This is a genomic window from Virgibacillus sp. W0430, assembly GCF_051846935.1.
GTDB lineage: Bacteria > Bacillota > Bacilli > Bacillales > Amphibacillaceae > JBPYCR01.
Genome location: NZ_JBPYCS010000027.1, coordinates 1 through 16,712, shown reverse-complemented (window position 1 = coordinate 16,712; position 16,712 = coordinate 1). Strand labels below are relative to the sequence as shown.

The following is a 16,712-nucleotide window of genomic DNA, read 5'->3' as shown; positions in this document are numbered from 1 at the left end:
TACCTAACGGTGTAGCACATATGCTTGACAGTCACGAGGTCGTTTGGAATTATTCAAACTTCCCCTTTTATGTTAGACTATTAACATCTATTGCTTTGACGGAGTGGATGCTAATACGATCTTTCTAAATGCATTCATGTATATAGAATATAACGATTATTCCTAACGAGAGAGGAATGAAGCTATGACCAAATCATTGAGCAAATTACGTGACTCTTTTGAAACAGCGGGAATTGATGCCTTACTTGTTACCGATCCTATAAATAGAAAATATATAACTGGATTTACGGGCACTGCAGGTGTAGCATTAATTACGAAAAACGACGCCCTATTGATTACTGATTTTCGATATACCCAACAAGCAAAAGAGCAAACCGATTCATTTACGGTGATCGAGCATAAAAAACTTCTTTTAGAAGAAATTAACGCCCAATTAAATCAATTAAACATTAATCGATTAGGATTTGAAAAAAGCAATGTAACATTTGGAGAATATGAACAATATTCAAAACTGTTTGCTTCGGAACTTATTCCTACAAGCAGTTTAATTGAGGAGCTCAGGCTTGTAAAAACTGAAAAAGAAATTAACATTTTGCAACAGGCAGCAGACATAGCGGACAAGGCGTTCGCTCATATTTTAAATTATATTCAGCCAGGTGTACGTGAAATCGAAGTCGCCAATGAGCTAGAATTTTTCATGCGTAAAAACGGTGCAACTTCTTCTAGCTTTGATATAATTGTCGCATCAGGGCTACGTTCTGCTCTTCCACACGGGGTAGCGACGGACAAAAAAATCGAGCAAGGCGAGCTAGTAACATTGGATTTTGGAGCGTTTTTTAACAATTATTGTTCGGATATTACTAGAACGATAGCTGTTGGAGAAATTAGTGACAAATTAAAAGAAATTTATCATGTAGTTCTCGAAGCACAAACGCGCGGTGTTGAATTAATTAAAGCAGGCATGACGGGGAAAGAAGCAGATGCAGTTACGAGAGACTATATATCTGCACAAGGGTATGGAAAGTATTTTGGCCATTCTACCGGTCATGGATTAGGATTGGAAGTTCATGAAGGACCCGGTCTTTCACCAAGAGCTGCAAGAAAGCTTGTACCAGGAATGATTGTTACGGTGGAGCCTGGAATATACGTTCCTGAAATTGGTGGTTGTAGAATTGAAGATGATATTATAATTACGGAAACTGGAAACAAACGATTAACAAATGCTCCAAAGCAATTAATTGTTTTATAAACAACATAGGAGGAATAGAGAATGATTTCTGTAAATGACTTTAAAACAGGTTTGACAATCGAATTCGATAATAATATATGGCAAGTTATGGAGTTTCAGCATGTAAAGCCGGGAAAAGGTGCAGCCTTTGTTCGGTCAAAGCTACGTAATTTACGTAATGGCAATATTAATGAAAAAACATTTCGAGCTGGTGAAAAAGTAAATAAAGCACATATTGAGCATAATAAAATGCAATATTTGTATGCATCAGGTGATGCCCATACATTTATGGATGTTCAAACGTATGAACAAATTGAACTTCAATCTAATCAAATTGAACACGAGCTTAACTTTATGAAGGAAAATATGGAAGTTGATGTAATTACATATCAAGGGGAAATTTTAGGAGTAGATTTGCCTAAAAATGTGAAGCTAGAAGTTGCTGAAACAGAGCCTGGCTTAAAAGGTGACACTGTAAGCGGTGGATCAAAAACAGCCACATTAGAAACAGGGTATAACGTTCAAGTACCTTTGTTTATTAATCAAGGAGATTTGCTCGTTATAAGTACTTCGGAAGGGAAATACGTTTCAAGAGCGTAAAAATTTGTACGTGTAACGAACATATAGATGCACATTATCTAATAGAAATAAATTTTAAGAAGTCAGTTAGTCTTATAATGGACGAACTGACTTTTTATTTTTAAAAGCAACAGAACTATTTTTGGATTTTCGATAGCTCGTAAAAATCAGGAAGGCTGTTCGGTACGAGCGAATGGAAGATACAAGACTTCAGTCCGAATAGCATGAGTCGAAGACCCTTGACGGAGCGTAGCGAGAAAAGCACATGCGGCCATGTCGGCAGAGCGTGTTCGCCTGGGACGACAATCAACGGCTTTCGGCTAAAAAATTAGTGTTTTGTACTTTTTCAGGTTGCCACGCGTTGAACAAGGAAGCTCACTGCTAGTTTGTGGAAGTGAGTATATTACATGAGCAACAATGCTAAGAAGTGTCTCCTGCTACTTTATTTTTCCATTCTTTCTATTTCATGTGGTATATGCACATTGTTTTTCAAGTAAATCTACATGCTCCATTGTTATACGTAATCCTCATATAATACTTCGTGCCGAACATCTTTTTTTAGAAAAGACACTGCTTCTCTACATATCAAATAAGCTTTCCAAAAGTTACATTTTATAACTATTAAACGGCACTCTATTATCGATTCTATATCTTTGTTCATCTGTGTTAGGCTTGTCATATTTTATATATTGTCACATACATTTATGGTATAGCAGCTTTAAAAGGTGGTTTCACAATGGAAGAAATTCTACGCCTCTTTGCGGATGAAATTAAACAGGCAATCGAAAGAAAGATTTCCAATCGTTGGGACAAGTTACAAGAAATACGGATTCGACTATATCAGCCAATTGAAGTTATTTTTAATGATCGACCTGAATGGATTGTAACGACAAAACCAACTGAAAGCGATGGAATATTTCTCTTGAATCAGTTAAGTCAATTTTCTTTGTATCGAATGGAGGATGAATTAAGAGAAGGTTATATAACGATTGAAGGCGGCCATCGTGTAGGTATAGCTGGAAAGGTAAATACACTCGGTGGAAAAGTGAAAGCGATCCAGCACATTACGTCTTATAACATTCGAATAGCGAAAGAAAAAGTTGGAATTGCTCGTCGCCTTATACCATATTTATATAACGAACAGAACAAGAGCTACTACAATACGTTGATTGTTGGCGCTCCACAATCGGGAAAAACTACATTAATTCGCGATGTTGCACGAGTAATTGCAACTGGTTGGGAGCAATCACTTGCAAAAAAGGTTGGAATTATTGATGAACGGTCAGAAATAGCCGCTTGCATAAAAGGTGTTCCTCAACATGAAATCGGTTTAAGAACAGATGTAATGGATGCTTGTCCCAAAGCAGAGGGAATGATGATGATGATCCGTTCCATGTCACCGGAAATTTTAATTTTAGACGAAATTGGTAGTGAAGCGGATGTACAAGCATTAATAGAAGCAATACATGCAGGTGTTGCGATTTGTTGTACAATTCACGGCCAATCGCTGGAAGAAGTGAAAAAGCGGCCTTCTCTCCGATATCTTTTCCAAACGGGCGCTTTTCAACGTTTTATTTTACTAACACAACAGAACACCCCTGGACATATTAAAAGTATATTCAATGAAGCGAACCAACCGATATGGGGGTAACGACGATGAAATGGATTGGAGCTTTATTATTTATTGCAACAAGCACATGGATTGGTTTCGAATGGAGCCATCACTTGCATCAAAGACCGAAGCATATCCGACAATTAAAAAATGCTTTACAAGTATTAGAAGCTGAAATATTATATAGCCATTTGCCATTACACGATGCATTTCAAACGATTGGCAAACAAATCCCACATCCTACAGGCGAATTATTTCAAAAATTGGCAAATGGAATGATTCATTCGAGTCGGGTTGATTTTGGAACGTTATGGAACGACCAAATTGAAATATATATGAACATGTCTGCAATTGGTTCAAATGAAAGAGAAATATTAAAGCAATTCGGACAAACATTAGGACAACATGATTTTACACAACAACAAAAGCATATACACCTTACGATCAGTCACCTTAATAGAGAATTAGAGGAAGCAAGAGATAATCAGCAGCGATATGGCAAAATGGCTAAAAGCATCGGGTTTCTATGTGGTCTATTTATTATTTTGTTGTTCATTTAATAAGAAAGGGGTACATCTATGTTCGCTGATGCATCCATATTATTTCAGATTGCTGGAATTGGAGTAATCGTCGCTCTTATTCATACAATTTTAAAACAAATGGGAAAAGAAGAAATTGCCCAGTTTGCGACATTGGTTGGATTTATTATCGTACTTGTAATCGTAATTAATAGTCTGTCAGGTCTATTTCAACAAATTAAATCTGTTTTTTTATTTCAGGGGTAATGGTGAATGGATATTGTACAAATTATCCTATTCGGTTTGGTAGCAGCTGTTTTATATATTGTATTAAAAGATTTAAATGCTCCCTTTGCATTTTTTATTATTGTAGTTACTGGTGTCGTGATTTTCTTAATTATAATGAAGCAAATAGGTATAATTATCCAGCTTATACAATCGCTAGGACAAAAGGCGGCGATTGATGGGATTTATTTAGAAACAATACTAAAGGTAATTGGAATTGCATACATTGCTGAACTCGGAGCAAATATAACAAAAGATGCTGGTCTAGGGGCAGTTGCTTCAAAAATTGAGCTAGCAGGTAAAATATTTATCCTCTTGCTTGCGATCCCTATTCTAACAGCAGTAGTGGAAGCAATTTTAAACTTCATACCAGAATCGCTATAGCTAATCGAAGGAGAAAGGGGGCATTTTTAGTGAATGAAACGATTTAAGTCGGCTCATTTTGTTGTTTTACTCACTATTACCGTGCTCTTTATTCCAAGTGTTTCGGTAAAAGCAAACGATGGATCTGAACAAGTAGAGGAATCGTTGCTGGAGGATATTTCTCTTGAACCATTGCAAACGAACTGGCAATCGATAGTAAGAAATTATGGTGGATATATTCCGGAAATAAATAAAACGTCTATTAAAGAAATGATAATAAACGATGGAACATTATCAATTAAAACAATTTTTTCTGGAATGATGAAGTTTTTATTTCATGAGCTGATCGTGAATGGCAAGCTTCTCGGATTGCTCATTATGCTCACTTTATTTTCTACAATACTTCAAACGATGCACACGACCTTTGAACAAAGTACGGTTAGTAAAATAGCTTATTTTATTGTTTATATTGTACTTATATTTATAGCTTTGAATAGTTTTCATACTGTTTTTAGTTATACGAAAACAGCGATCGATACGATGAGCAGCTTTTTAATTGGATTGTTGCCTCTCGTCTTAGGGCTTATGGCGACGTTTGGAAATCTTATTACGGTTTCATTTTTTCACCCTATTGTTATGTTTTTAATCCATCTAAGCGGGGTGCTTATCTCTAGCTTTATATTACCTTTATTATACTTATCCGCGATATTAATAATTGTTAGTAGCTTAAATGACAATTATAAAGTTACGCATTTAGCTAATTTGCTAAAATCAATAAGCCTTGGAACACTTGGATTGTTTCTAACTATATTTATAGGGGTTATGTCCGTACAAGGAGCTGCTAGTGCTATACAGGACGGAGTAGCGATGAAAACGACAAAATTTATAACAGGAAATTTTATTCCTGTTGTAGGAAGAACTTTTACCGATGCAGCCGATACGGTATTTAGTGCCTCATTACTTTTAAAGAATGCAGTAGGAATAGTAGGTGTCACCATCATTGTACTTCTTGCAATTTTTCCCGCGATAAAAATTTTCGCAATTGCAGTTATTTATAAATTAGCTGCTGCTATATTACAACCTGTCGGAGATGGGCCAATTATTTACAGTTTAAATGTAATTAGTAAATATATTGTATATATTTTAGCTTGCTTACTAGCTGTTACGTTAATGTTTTTTTTAGCTATCGTCTTTATTGTTGCCGCTAGTAATGTGACATTGTTACTTAGGTAGGTGGACAAAATAATGCATATACTCATACAATGGATCACTCAAATTTTAATTTTTATATTATTAGCTACGATTATTGATTTATTAATTCCAAAAACAACAATGAAAAAATATATAAAGCTCGTTCTTGGCTTAATACTGCTGCTTATTTTTTTAAAGCCTTTATTTTTATTGTTTCATTTTGATTTAGAAACTGCAGTGGAGCCAACAATGACAAGCCTTTTTGATGAAAATGATAGAAGTCAATCGATAGAAAATACTATTAAATTGCAAAAAAAAGAAATACAAGCCTCACAAGATGCATATATTTTAAAACAAATGGAAACTCACCTGAAAAGTATGGCGAACACGCCACTTTTAGAAAATTACGAGCTTGAAATTTCAGATATACAATTTACTTTTCAGCGATCATCCGAGTTGAATTATGAGGACTTGCGTCAAATCATTGTATATCTAAAGCAGCCAGAAGCAAAGAAAGGAGCTGTGAGTGCAGTTGATGAAATTGTAATTAATACTGAAACTGAAAAAGCGTTGTTGAACGATACCATTCAAGACTCAACACAAATTACGGAGCTGCTAGCGAATATTTGGCAATTTGACCAAAACAACATATTAATTGAATGGGAGGGAGGGACATTGTGAAGGAGTCAATAAAGAAATTATTTAGCAAAATAATCCCATCAAATATACAAAACGGAAACAATAAAAAGACAAGCTATCTAATCGTAATCGCCCTCGTAGGAATTTTACTCATTATTATTTCAAATACAATAACTTCAATGTCCAACAATGAAGACGATGCTGAAAAGATACAAATAGAAGAAAATTTACCAGAGAAAAAAGAAGTTACAGAAACGTCTGTAATGACAGCCGTTGATGATTTAGAGACAAGCTACGAAAATGAGTTGAAAGCAATGCTAGAAAAAATTAACGGAGTGTCTAATGTAGAAGTAATGGTCAATCTTGATTCTACAAATATAAAAATATATGAAAAAAATTTAATCGTCGGTCAACAAAAAACGAATGAATCAGATCAAAATGGAGGTACGCGAAAAGCAGAGGACAGCACAGAAGAGTCACAAGTTGTGCTTGTACGTCAAGGCGATCAAGAGGTACCGATTCTTATACAGACGAAAAAGCCAGAAGTCCGAGGCGTATTTATCGTTGCAAAAGGAGCAGATCATGCGACGACAAAAAAATGGATTGTAGAATCAACGGCAAGAGTTCTTGATGTCCCCACTCATCGAGTATCTGTAATGCCGAAAAAATAAGGGAGGAATTGATTTGTTAAAAAAACAAACGGTTTGGCTACTAACAATGCTTAGCTTAATGATCGTACTAAGTGTATATTACATGATGTCTGATACAGAGGACATTGCCTACATTGAGGAGGGTGAAAACATAGGGACAGAGCAAACAACTTCAACTGATCCAATTACTGGCGAAGAAGCAGAGGTTGACGGAATTAGGAGCATAGGGCAAGATGAATTATTTGCAACCATTCGAATGGAAATTCAAGATGAGCGAAGCATGAAAAAAGATCGCTTGAAAGAAATTGTAGCTTCAAGTACTGCATCGGCTAATGAGATTAATGAAGCGTTAAACAAAATTGATGAAATAGATAACATAGCAACAAAAGAAACCATTCTCCAACAATCAATTTTAGCTTCTAAAGATCAGTATGAGGACGTACTCGTTCGTCAAGGTGAAGGAAAAGTTCATGTGCATGTAAAAGTAAATGAACTTTCCAAACAAGAAGCAAATCAAATCATGCAAATGGTTAGAGATGAAATGGGAGAGGTAACAGTCGATGTTAATTTTCAACCTACCGGTAGCTAATAGAAAATAGAAGTATAAAAAGTTCCGATAGGAGAAATAATTCTACCGGAACTTTTTTCTATAATTTGCAAATGTACGCCACCTCACATGTAATAAGGTGATTGTACAAATGGAAAGAATACAAAAAAAGAATTTAATTTATTAAATGAAGATCGAAAAGTACAAAGGACAACCCAATATAGTATGAGTAAAATGTTTGTGGGTGAACACATGCACGAATCTAACTAGATAATATGTGATCAATTTTACTTCGAACGATATACACATGAATAACACCGATTTTCCCTGCAGGTGGATGCTTTCCGCGGGCACGGCTTCAGCCTCCTCGGAAAGCGTAGTGTATATCTACTGCGGTCGGTAGGAATCAATACTAAAATTAACGAATACAAAGAGCGGTTTTTTAACTTCTTAAAATAACACCCACAAATACTTGACTCAATCCCCAATATATAATTTCTCGCATTGAATGTATATCATTGATATAATAAACAAGTATGCAATTATAGCTATAGCTGTTTGATTTAGTCATTCTAAAAGAGTTATGTTACTATAGCATAAAACGTTAATTAGTGAAGAGGTGTATATGAACATGTTAAATGTACAAGAAATACGGGATATAATAAAGCTTGTTGATCAATCATCAATTAGTGAATTTACGTATGAAACGAATGGTTCAAAAATCACGATGAAGAAGCCAACAAGTATGGAAGAAGTATCTAGTTCAGAAAAAATGGTTCAAACTGCCGTATCCCCACAAATTCAGAAAGAAACCGTACAGCAGCCCGTATTAGAAACAAATAAAGAAGTTCGTTCTGTAACAGATGAAAAGCCAATAGAAGATGCTAAAGAAACAATCCAATACGATGCAGAGATCGTTTCTCCAATGGTAGGAACATTTTACAGAAAGCCAGCTCCGGATAGTGATCCATATGTAAAATTAAATAGTAAAGTAGAAGAAAGCACCGTTGTTTGTATCGTCGAAGCAATGAAGCTGTTTAATGAAATTGAAGCTGAAACAACTGGTGAAATCGTAGAAATATTAGTTGAAGATGGAGAATTGGTTGAATACGGCCAGCCATTATTCCGAGTGAAAAAAGATTGAGGTGTCGTTCACGTGATTAAAAAACTTTTAATTGCCAACAGAGGAGAAATAGCAGTAAGAATAATCCGTGCCTGTAAAGAGATGGGGATTGAAACAATTGCTGTCTATTCTGAAGCAGACAAAGAAGCATTACACGTTCAGTTGGCAGATGAAGCATTTTGTATAGGGCCAACATTAAGTAAAGATAGTTATTTAAATGTTACAAACATTATGAGCGTTGCGACGTTAGCGGGTGCAGATGCTATTCATCCTGGCTATGGTTTTTTAGCTGAGAATGCTGATTTCGCTGAAATTTGCCAAGAATGCAACATAACATTCGTTGGTCCAACTCCTGAAGCAATCCAAAAAATGGGAATTAAGGATGTAGCCAAAAGAACGATGAAAGATGCTGGCGTTCCTATTGTCCCTGGATCAGAAGGTATTTTGGAAAGCGAAAATGAAGCAATTGCAGTTGCAAACAAGATTGGCTATCCCGTTATTATTAAAGCTACTGCTGGTGGTGGTGGTAAAGGTATACGGGTTGCATACAATGAAGAAGAGCTAATAAAAGGGTATCGGGTAACACAAAAAGAAGCAGAAACAGCTTTTGGTAATCCCGGCGTTTACTTAGAAAAAAACATAGAAGACTTTAGACATGTAGAAATACAAATTTTAGCAGATCGACATGGGAATGTTATCCATTTAGGGGAAAGAGATTGTACAATTCAGCGTAGATTGCAAAAGCTAATTGAAGAAACGCCTTCTCCTGCAATTTCTGAGGAAATTAGAAAGAAAATGGGTGAAGCCTCTGTTAAAGCGGCAAAGGCTGTAAATTATGTCGGAGCAGGAACGATTGAATATATTTTTGACCGCTCGAATAATGAATTTTACTTCATGGAAATGAATACACGCATACAGGTCGAACACCCTGTTACGGAAATGGTTACAGGAATTGACTTAATAAAAGAACAAATAAAAATTGCCAATAACGAAAAGCTATCTATAACGCAAGAAGAGGTTACGTTTGATGGCTGGGCTATTGAATGTCGGATTAATGCTGAAAATCCATTTAAAAACTTCATGCCTTCAGCTGGAAAAATAGATATGTACCTATCTCCTGGAGGGTTAGGTGTTCGGGTCGACTCATCTGTATATCCGGGGTATTCCATTTTACCCTTTTACGACTCGATGATTGCAAAGCTTATTACGTATGGGTCAACCCGTGATGAAGCAATTGGACGTATGAAACGTGCGCTTGACGAGTTTATTATAGAAGGCATTCATACGACTATTCCTTTTCATCAGCTTGTAATGGAACATGAGGTATTTATTAACGGGGACTTCAATACGAAATTTTTAGAATTGAACCCAATTGTTGAAAAAGAAGACTGACGCACACTCCACATAATGAAATAATATGTATTTATATGATTAATATAACCGAGGAGTGATAACATGGACGATCAACCATTGCTAAATGTAAGCAATAACCCGGATTTAGGCAAAGTTGAAATTGCACCTGAAGTAATTGAAGTTATTACTGGTATTGCAGCTTCCGAAGTAGGTGGAGTATCTGCAATGCGCGGAAACTTTGCTACAGGTGTGGTGGAACGATTAGGTAAAAAAGCCCATAATAAAGGTGTAAAAGTTGATTTAACAGATGACGGAATTGTAATTGATTTATACGTAGTGTTACACTATGGGGTAACAATTCCAGAAATCGCTCAGAAACTACAGTCAACAATTAGACAATCTTTAAAAAGCATGACAGCTTTAGAAATAGCTGAAATAAACATACATGTTGTCGGAATACAGATGGATAATACAGCAAATGCCGATGCAAGCAATGAATGATAATACAAGGTCTTAGGATTCTATCCTTTGGCCTTTTTTCCTTTACTGGACATAAATCACTTTTGTTTAGAGGTGTATATTCTGATGTGGCAGGAGCTATGAGGAACGACTGTTAATTTCTTGAAAAATAAAGCCGATAAATACGTAACACAATCATGTATCGTTTCATTCTAGCATTGCATACTTAATCATGATACTATTTGTAGTGAACATTAGAATGAAGGAGCTTACACCATATGAGCAGAACTAAAGCGAGAGAAAAAGCGTTTCAAACGCTTTTCCAATTGGATTTAAACGATTGCATAGCTACAACAGATTCAGACTTAATAAGTGATTTATACGAAAATGCATATACAAAACTATTGGTTGAAGGCGTACGCCAAAATAAACAAAGTATTGACACAATCATTTCAACCAACTTAGAGAACTGGACGCTTGATCGCTTAGCATCCGTTGAAAAAACGGTGTTACGTATTGCGATTTATGAAATAAAATATGCAGAGGATGTTCCATTTCGTGTGTCCATTAATGAAGCTGTGCAATTAGCGAATGTATATGGAGACGAAAAGTCAGGTAAATTTGTTAATGGTGTTTTATCAAAAATTATTGCATAAAGAGAGGCTGGTCGCATGATGACTGCACAAATTATCAATGGTAAAGATCTAGCAGGGAAGTTACGTGAAAAAATGAAAGAAGAAGTAAAAGAATTAGTTAAACATGACATCACACCTCACCTAACTGTTGTACTAGTTGGCGAGGATCCAGCATCGAAGTCATATGTTAGCGGTAAAAAGAAAGCTTCTGCAGAAGTAGGTATTTCTTCAGAAGTTATTCATTTACCGAAAGAAACGACAGAGACAGAACTACTACAATTAATTAAAAAGCTTAATGAAGATAATAATGTGGATGGCATTTTAGTTCAACTACCATTGCCTAAGCATATTAATGAACAGCAAATAATAGAAACAATTGACCCATCAAAAGACGTAGATGGTTTTCATCCAATAAATATTGGCCGAATGATGATTGGTGAAAAATCATTTCTTCCTTGTACACCGTATGGCATTGTTACCATGTTAAGATCAATTGATATTGAACTAGAAGGGAAGCATGCTGTTATTATTGGTCGAAGTAACATTGTAGGTAAGCCTGTTGGCCAGCTCCTATTGAATGAAAATGTAACGGTAACATACTGTCATTCAAAGACAAACAATCTAGTAGAATACACAAAAAAAGCAGATATATTAATTGTTGCTGTCGGCAAACCACATATCATTAATTCTGATTATGTGAAGGAAGGGGCCGTTATTATCGATGTAGGCGTTAATCGGATTGAGGATGGATCATTAACTGGTGATGTTGATTTTGAGGATGCTAAGAAAAAGGCATCTTACATTACCCCTGTTCCAAAAGGTGTTGGACCTATGACAATTACAATGCTATTGGAAAATACAATTAAAGCGGCAAAGGAACGGAATCGTCGGTGAAAGAAAAATATTTAACTGTACAAGCTTTAACAAAGTATATGAAGCGTAAAATAGATACGGACACCCATCTTCAAGGCGTATGGTTAAAAGGTGAAATCTCAAACTTTAACCATCATAGTCGTGGACATATGTATTTAACGATAAAAGATAGTCATGCGCGAATTCAAGCAGTAATGTTTGCCGGTCAAAACCGCTCTCTGAAATTTACTCCAGAAAATGGCATGAAAGTATTATTAAAAGGCAATATTAGTGTTTTTGAACCATATGGTCAATATCAATTATATATACAAGAAATGGAACCTGATGGTTTAGGGGCATTATACTTGGCATTTGAACAATTAAAAGAAAAGCTTGCTAAGGAGGGGTATTTTAATAAACGAAGAAAAGACCTCCCTTTATATCCAAAACATATCGGTATTATTACATCTCCGACCGGAGCGGCAATTAGAGATATTTTAACTACGATTAAAAGACGTTATCCGATCGTACAGACAACTGTAATTCCGGTTATTGTGCAAGGGGATCAAGCTGCTAATTCCATTGAAAAAGCGATAAAACTCGCAAATAAAGTAAACAAATTTGATGTACTTATCGTTGGTCGTGGTGGTGGTTCTATCGAAGATTTATGGGCTTTTAATGAAGAAGTGGTAGCTAAAGCAATTTATTATTCGAACATACCAATCATTTCTGCAGTTGGACATGAAACCGATACGACTATTAGTGATTTTGCCGCTGATATACGTGCTTCTACCCCTACTGGTGCTGCAGAGATCTCTGTGCCTTCTAGAATAGAACTAATCGAAAAATTATTTAAATATAAAAAAACGATAAATCATTTGCTTAGAGCGAAAATTTCCTTAGAAACAAAACAGTATCAACGCATAAAACAGTCCTATGCCTTTCGTTATCCAGTCCAACTTATCCAGCAAAAAGAACAGCAATTGGATCAATTTACAGAAAAATTGAAACAACTTGTTGTTCGTTCAATAGAATCAAACAACCGAAATTTTACAAATATGTATGGGCGCCTAAGTTTGCAGCACCCAGAAAGGAATATAAACGCTGCAATAAATCGATTGCATCAATTAAATAAATTTAGAAATACATATATGAACCAATTGTTCCAAAAAAAAGTGAACGAGAACCAACGTGCATTAGAAAAATTAATTATTTTGAATCCGCTTGAAATAATGAAACGAGGCTTTGCAATTCCGTACGATAATAGCCAAACTATAATTACTTCCGTAAAAACAGTACAGGAAAATGATCAACTTATTGTTAAAATGCATGATGGAGAATTAGACTGTAAAGTTTCTGCTATAAAGACAGATGATACTATGTCCGGCGGGATATAAAAGTAGTTTAAACTATACGGTATGTAATTATTGATTTCAGGAAAAGTTCATATCGTTGTCGTAAAAACCGTACTTAATAAATCGTAATAAAAGATTGATTTATTGTGTGAAAATTTAAGTGCTATATAAAACGTATTACGATTGCTAGCCATGCAAAGTAAAAGTAGTCATTGATAATAAATTAAGCGTTAAATAGAATATAAATTTTAATAAGCTATACGAGGAGGAGAAATTAATGACGGAAAAATCGGAGCTGTCTTTCGAAGAAGCTATGGAAGAGTTGGAGGAAATTGTAAAACAGCTTGAAGAAGGCGATGTCCCTTTAGAAAAATCAATTACACTATACCAAAAAGGTATGAAACTATCAAAGCTATGCAACGAAAAATTAACGAGTGTTCAAAATAAAATGACCAAAATTATGAATGAACATGGAGAAGCAGAATTATTTGATATACAGGGGGATAATTAAATCGTGCAAGAAAAATTAAAATCTTATATAAATGAAAAAAAATTATATATTGAACAGGAGTTACAGCGGTATTTAGAGGAATTAGAAATCCCCCTCCGTTTAAAGGAGTCCATGATCTACTCTATACAAGCAGGAGGAAAAAGGTTACGTCCAATTCTGCTTTTAGCAAGCTATGAGACGTATGAAACAAAGATTGAAAAAGCACTGTCTTCTGCAATTGCATTAGAAATGATCCATACATATTCGTTAATACACGATGATTTACCCGCGATGGATGACGATGATATTCGACGTGGTAAGCCGACAAATCATAAAGCCTTTGATGAGGCCACAGCAATTTTAGCAGGAGACGCTTTATTAACGTATAGCTTTGAAATCATAGTAAATGATCCTTTATTAAATCCAAAAGAAAAATCATATATTATAAAAATGCTTGCAGAAGCAAGCGGCCCAAAAGGAATGGTCGCAGGTCAGATATTGGATATGGAAGCAGAGGACAAGCAAATTTCATTAGCTGAATTAGAAACGATTCATACGTTAAAAACAGGGAAATTATTATCCTTTGCTATTATGACAGGGGCTTATTTAGGAAAAGCAGATGCAGCACAGCTTAAACAGTTAGAACAATTTGCATATTATTTAGGGTTAATTTTTCAAGTACAAGATGATATTTTAGATGTGACAGGCGATGAGAGTAAATTAGGTAAGCCTGTTGGCAGTGATGTACATAATCAAAAGAGTACATACCCGAACATTTTAGGGTTGGATGGAGCCGTAGAAAAAAAGCAAATTTATGTCACAAAGGCACTGAATGCTTTAGAGCTAGCAAAAGCGAAAAATTCCGCTTTACAAATGCTAACAGATCATTTTAGTCAACGTGAACAATAACGTTATTCCGTTTTATTCCGCTTTTTAAATACGGACAGTCGATTGCTCGTTATGAGGCCACTGATAAAGTCCTCAAATACTAATTTTTAGCCGGAAGCCGTTGTTCTTCCGTTCCAGGCGGATGCGTTCCGCCTGCATGGCCTCATCCACCTCCTTCTATGTGTAAGTCAAAGGTTTTCAACTCATGTTATTTGAGTCTGGAATGGATTCGCCGCCGTCGACCTGAAGCGAAAATCAATATTGGAAAGAATCGTAATAAAAAGCCATTGACGCTACATTTACGACTAGGCCAATTTTAAAAACATTTATCACTACTAGAACCACACTAAAGATAGCCTTTTCATTACCAAAATACTTTGCTCAAAAAAGGCGACAGTTTTTCAGGGGACTCGCTCGTTATTTGTGAGCACTTACATGAAATTCATTACGATAAAACTGTTTAAATTCAAGCGTCCTTCATAGAAATCGAGTCGCTTTTATGGTATAATTTAAGTACGAAAAGGGATGGTGCAGTATTCTAGTCAGTCTTCCATTCTTGAAGGCGGGCCTAAAAATCTGCCAAAGGGCATATCGATGAAGTTCCTTGTGCTGGCTTGAGGCGCCCAGCCTTGGGTTAGTGCTGGGAGTTAAGGTTTTTGGGCGATCCACAAAGGCATGTGGGCGTTGACCCAGTTACCGCGGAGGCCCATCTCTGTATTGCAGCTAAGCCTAGCTTCGATATGGAATGGGGTATGAACCTGGCGCATAAGGGAAGGGACTCTTATGCACAGCGTAGCCTGCCTTGAGTGGTATGTGAGAGGATTAGAGTCGAAAAAGGATTAACACTAGGTGGCCACTAGCTTAATTCTTTTATCTCTATGAAATCACTACTGCAAAAGAGGCTAGAGAATGATAAAAGGCTGTTGAGGAAATCTCCTAGACTGTTCCAACGGATGTTTAAAAGGGATTATAGTGTGGACTAAGTGGTAATCCAGTCTAGCTTTTGGTGACAAAGCTAAAATAGGCTTAAAGGGGAACCGCCTTTGTGGCAACACAAGGTGACTATTTGGGAAAACCTACTGGACCTAAGCCGCAGTTTTAACTTTTTAAACAGCCATTCCTTTACTTACATAACAATAAAAGTAGAGGTTTATGATGAATCAACGATTAAAAAGATCGCTTAAATTCAGTTTAACAATAGCCGTTATCACTTTTGTGTTAGCGGCTATTTTTTCAATCGTATCTTCTTCATTATTGGAGCAGGTCACGTGGGTGACAGGCTTTTTAATTGTCCTGCTAATTGTATTTATTGGCATTATTTTTGATATGCTAGGGATAGCAGCTACTGCTGCAGATGAAGTGCCTTTTCATGCAATGGCAGCTGAAAAAGTGACCGGTGCAAGAGAAGCAGTTATTATTATCAAAAATGCGGATAAATTCGCAAGCTTCTGTAACGATGTTATTGGTGATATATCTGGTATTGTGAGTGGTAGTGCTTTAACGATAGTAGTCCTTCAAGTTGCTTTATTAATTAGTAATGGTGGAACAACCGCTCAAATTGCACTTTCCGTTTTATTAACAAGTTTAATCGCCGCATTAACAGTTGGCGGAAAAGCAATAGGTAAGCACTTTGCAATTCATTCATCCACTAAAATTATTATACATACAGGGAAAATAATTGCTTTTATTGAAAAGAAATTTAAAATACGTATTTTACCTTCATCTAAATAGCACTCACTTATTTATTGCGATTTCTTTTGTATGTAGATTGTACGTTTTGAATAATAAATTACGCAACTAATGGACAAAATTTTGATAGCAACAAAAAGAAATATATCTTTACCATTTCTTCGAATACTACCCTCAATATACACACGTTATATACCTGTTGCTTTAAGTTTGTCAGCATATACGTATAGACGATAACAGACTAATAAAAAGGATA

At 35.8% G+C, this 16,712-nt stretch carries 19 protein-coding genes; all 19 read left to right on the top strand.

What is annotated here, in order from left to right:
* Positions 1–184: 184 nt before the first annotated feature.
* Positions 185–1,249, top strand: a complete 1,065-nt coding sequence (locus ACLIBH_RS11945) for a M24 family metallopeptidase (protein ID WP_439316934.1) — start codon at positions 185–187, stop codon at positions 1,247–1,249.
* 21 nt (positions 1,250–1,270) lie between these two features.
* On the top strand, positions 1,271–1,828 hold the full coding sequence (gene efp, locus ACLIBH_RS11940; protein ID WP_439316933.1) for an elongation factor P: 558 nt from the start codon (positions 1,271–1,273) through the stop codon (positions 1,826–1,828).
* A 715-nt stretch (positions 1,829–2,543) separates the two neighbouring features.
* Positions 2,544–3,458, top strand: a complete 915-nt coding sequence (spoIIIAA, locus tag ACLIBH_RS11935; RefSeq protein ID WP_439316932.1) for a stage III sporulation protein AA — start codon at positions 2,544–2,546, stop codon at positions 3,456–3,458.
* A 5-nt stretch (positions 3,459–3,463) separates the two neighbouring features.
* Positions 3,464–3,979, top strand: coding sequence for a stage III sporulation protein SpoIIIAB (gene spoIIIAB / locus ACLIBH_RS11930; protein ID WP_439316931.1), 516 nt, complete (start codon positions 3,464–3,466; stop codon positions 3,977–3,979).
* Between the two features lie 18 nt (positions 3,980–3,997).
* Positions 3,998–4,204, top strand: coding sequence for a stage III sporulation protein AC (spoIIIAC, locus tag ACLIBH_RS11925; protein WP_439311928.1), 207 nt, complete (start codon positions 3,998–4,000; stop codon positions 4,202–4,204).
* 6 nt (positions 4,205–4,210) lie between these two features.
* Entirely contained in the window at positions 4,211–4,606 is a 396-nt protein-coding gene (gene spoIIIAD, locus ACLIBH_RS11920) for a stage III sporulation protein AD (protein WP_439316930.1), read from the top strand.
* A 33-nt stretch (positions 4,607–4,639) separates the two neighbouring features.
* Positions 4,640–5,818, top strand: coding sequence for a stage III sporulation protein AE (spoIIIAE, locus tag ACLIBH_RS11915; RefSeq protein WP_439316929.1), 1,179 nt, complete (start codon positions 4,640–4,642; stop codon positions 5,816–5,818).
* Positions 5,819–5,830: 12 nt separating this feature from the next.
* The gene (gene spoIIIAF / locus ACLIBH_RS11910; protein ID WP_439316928.1) at positions 5,831–6,457 is read left to right on the top strand and encodes a stage III sporulation protein AF; all 627 of its coding nucleotides are present in this window, start codon (positions 5,831–5,833) and stop codon (positions 6,455–6,457) included.
* Positions 6,454–7,086, top strand: a complete 633-nt coding sequence (spoIIIAG, locus tag ACLIBH_RS11905; RefSeq protein ID WP_439316927.1) for a stage III sporulation protein AG — start codon at positions 6,454–6,456, stop codon at positions 7,084–7,086. Before spoIIIAF ends, spoIIIAG begins: the two co-directional genes overlap by 4 nt.
* Before the next feature lie 13 nt (positions 7,087–7,099).
* A complete protein-coding gene (locus ACLIBH_RS11900; protein ID WP_439316926.1) occupies positions 7,100–7,654 on the top strand; it encodes a SpoIIIAH-like family protein in 555 nt (184 codons plus the stop codon).
* A gap of 589 nt (positions 7,655–8,243) precedes the next feature.
* Positions 8,244–8,756 carry an acetyl-CoA carboxylase biotin carboxyl carrier protein gene (gene accB / locus ACLIBH_RS11895; protein WP_439316925.1) on the top strand — a complete coding sequence of 171 codons (513 nt, stop codon included), beginning with the start codon at positions 8,244–8,246 and terminating at the stop codon, positions 8,754–8,756.
* 12 nt (positions 8,757–8,768) lie between these two features.
* Complete coding sequence (gene accC, locus ACLIBH_RS11890) at positions 8,769–10,127, top strand: acetyl-CoA carboxylase biotin carboxylase subunit (protein WP_439316924.1); 1,359 nt, start codon at positions 8,769–8,771, stop codon at positions 10,125–10,127.
* A gap of 63 nt (positions 10,128–10,190) precedes the next feature.
* Positions 10,191–10,589, top strand: coding sequence for an Asp23/Gls24 family envelope stress response protein (locus tag ACLIBH_RS11885; RefSeq protein WP_439316923.1), 399 nt, complete (start codon positions 10,191–10,193; stop codon positions 10,587–10,589).
* 236 nt (positions 10,590–10,825) lie between these two features.
* Positions 10,826–11,203, top strand: a complete 378-nt coding sequence (gene nusB / locus ACLIBH_RS11880) for a transcription antitermination factor NusB (RefSeq protein WP_439316922.1) — start codon at positions 10,826–10,828, stop codon at positions 11,201–11,203.
* An 18-nt stretch (positions 11,204–11,221) separates the two neighbouring features.
* Positions 11,222–12,076: a bifunctional methylenetetrahydrofolate dehydrogenase/methenyltetrahydrofolate cyclohydrolase FolD gene (gene folD / locus ACLIBH_RS11875; RefSeq protein WP_439316957.1), complete on the top strand. Its 855-nt coding sequence runs from the start codon at positions 11,222–11,224 to the stop codon at positions 12,074–12,076.
* The gene (gene xseA / locus ACLIBH_RS11870; RefSeq protein WP_439316921.1) at positions 12,073–13,431 is read left to right on the top strand and encodes an exodeoxyribonuclease VII large subunit; all 1,359 of its coding nucleotides are present in this window, start codon (positions 12,073–12,075) and stop codon (positions 13,429–13,431) included. The genes folD and xseA overlap by 4 nt, the downstream gene beginning before the upstream one ends.
* A 235-nt stretch (positions 13,432–13,666) precedes the next feature.
* Positions 13,667–13,900, top strand: a complete 234-nt coding sequence (gene xseB, locus ACLIBH_RS11865; RefSeq protein WP_439316920.1) for an exodeoxyribonuclease VII small subunit — start codon at positions 13,667–13,669, stop codon at positions 13,898–13,900.
* Between the two features lie 3 nt (positions 13,901–13,903).
* Positions 13,904–14,788 carry a polyprenyl synthetase family protein gene (locus ACLIBH_RS11860; RefSeq protein WP_439316919.1) on the top strand — a complete coding sequence of 295 codons (885 nt, stop codon included), beginning with the start codon at positions 13,904–13,906 and terminating at the stop codon, positions 14,786–14,788.
* 1,134 nt (positions 14,789–15,922) lie between these two features.
* Complete coding sequence (locus ACLIBH_RS11855) at positions 15,923–16,498, top strand: hypothetical protein (protein ID WP_439316956.1); 576 nt, start codon at positions 15,923–15,925, stop codon at positions 16,496–16,498.
* Positions 16,499–16,712 lie beyond the last annotated feature (214 nt).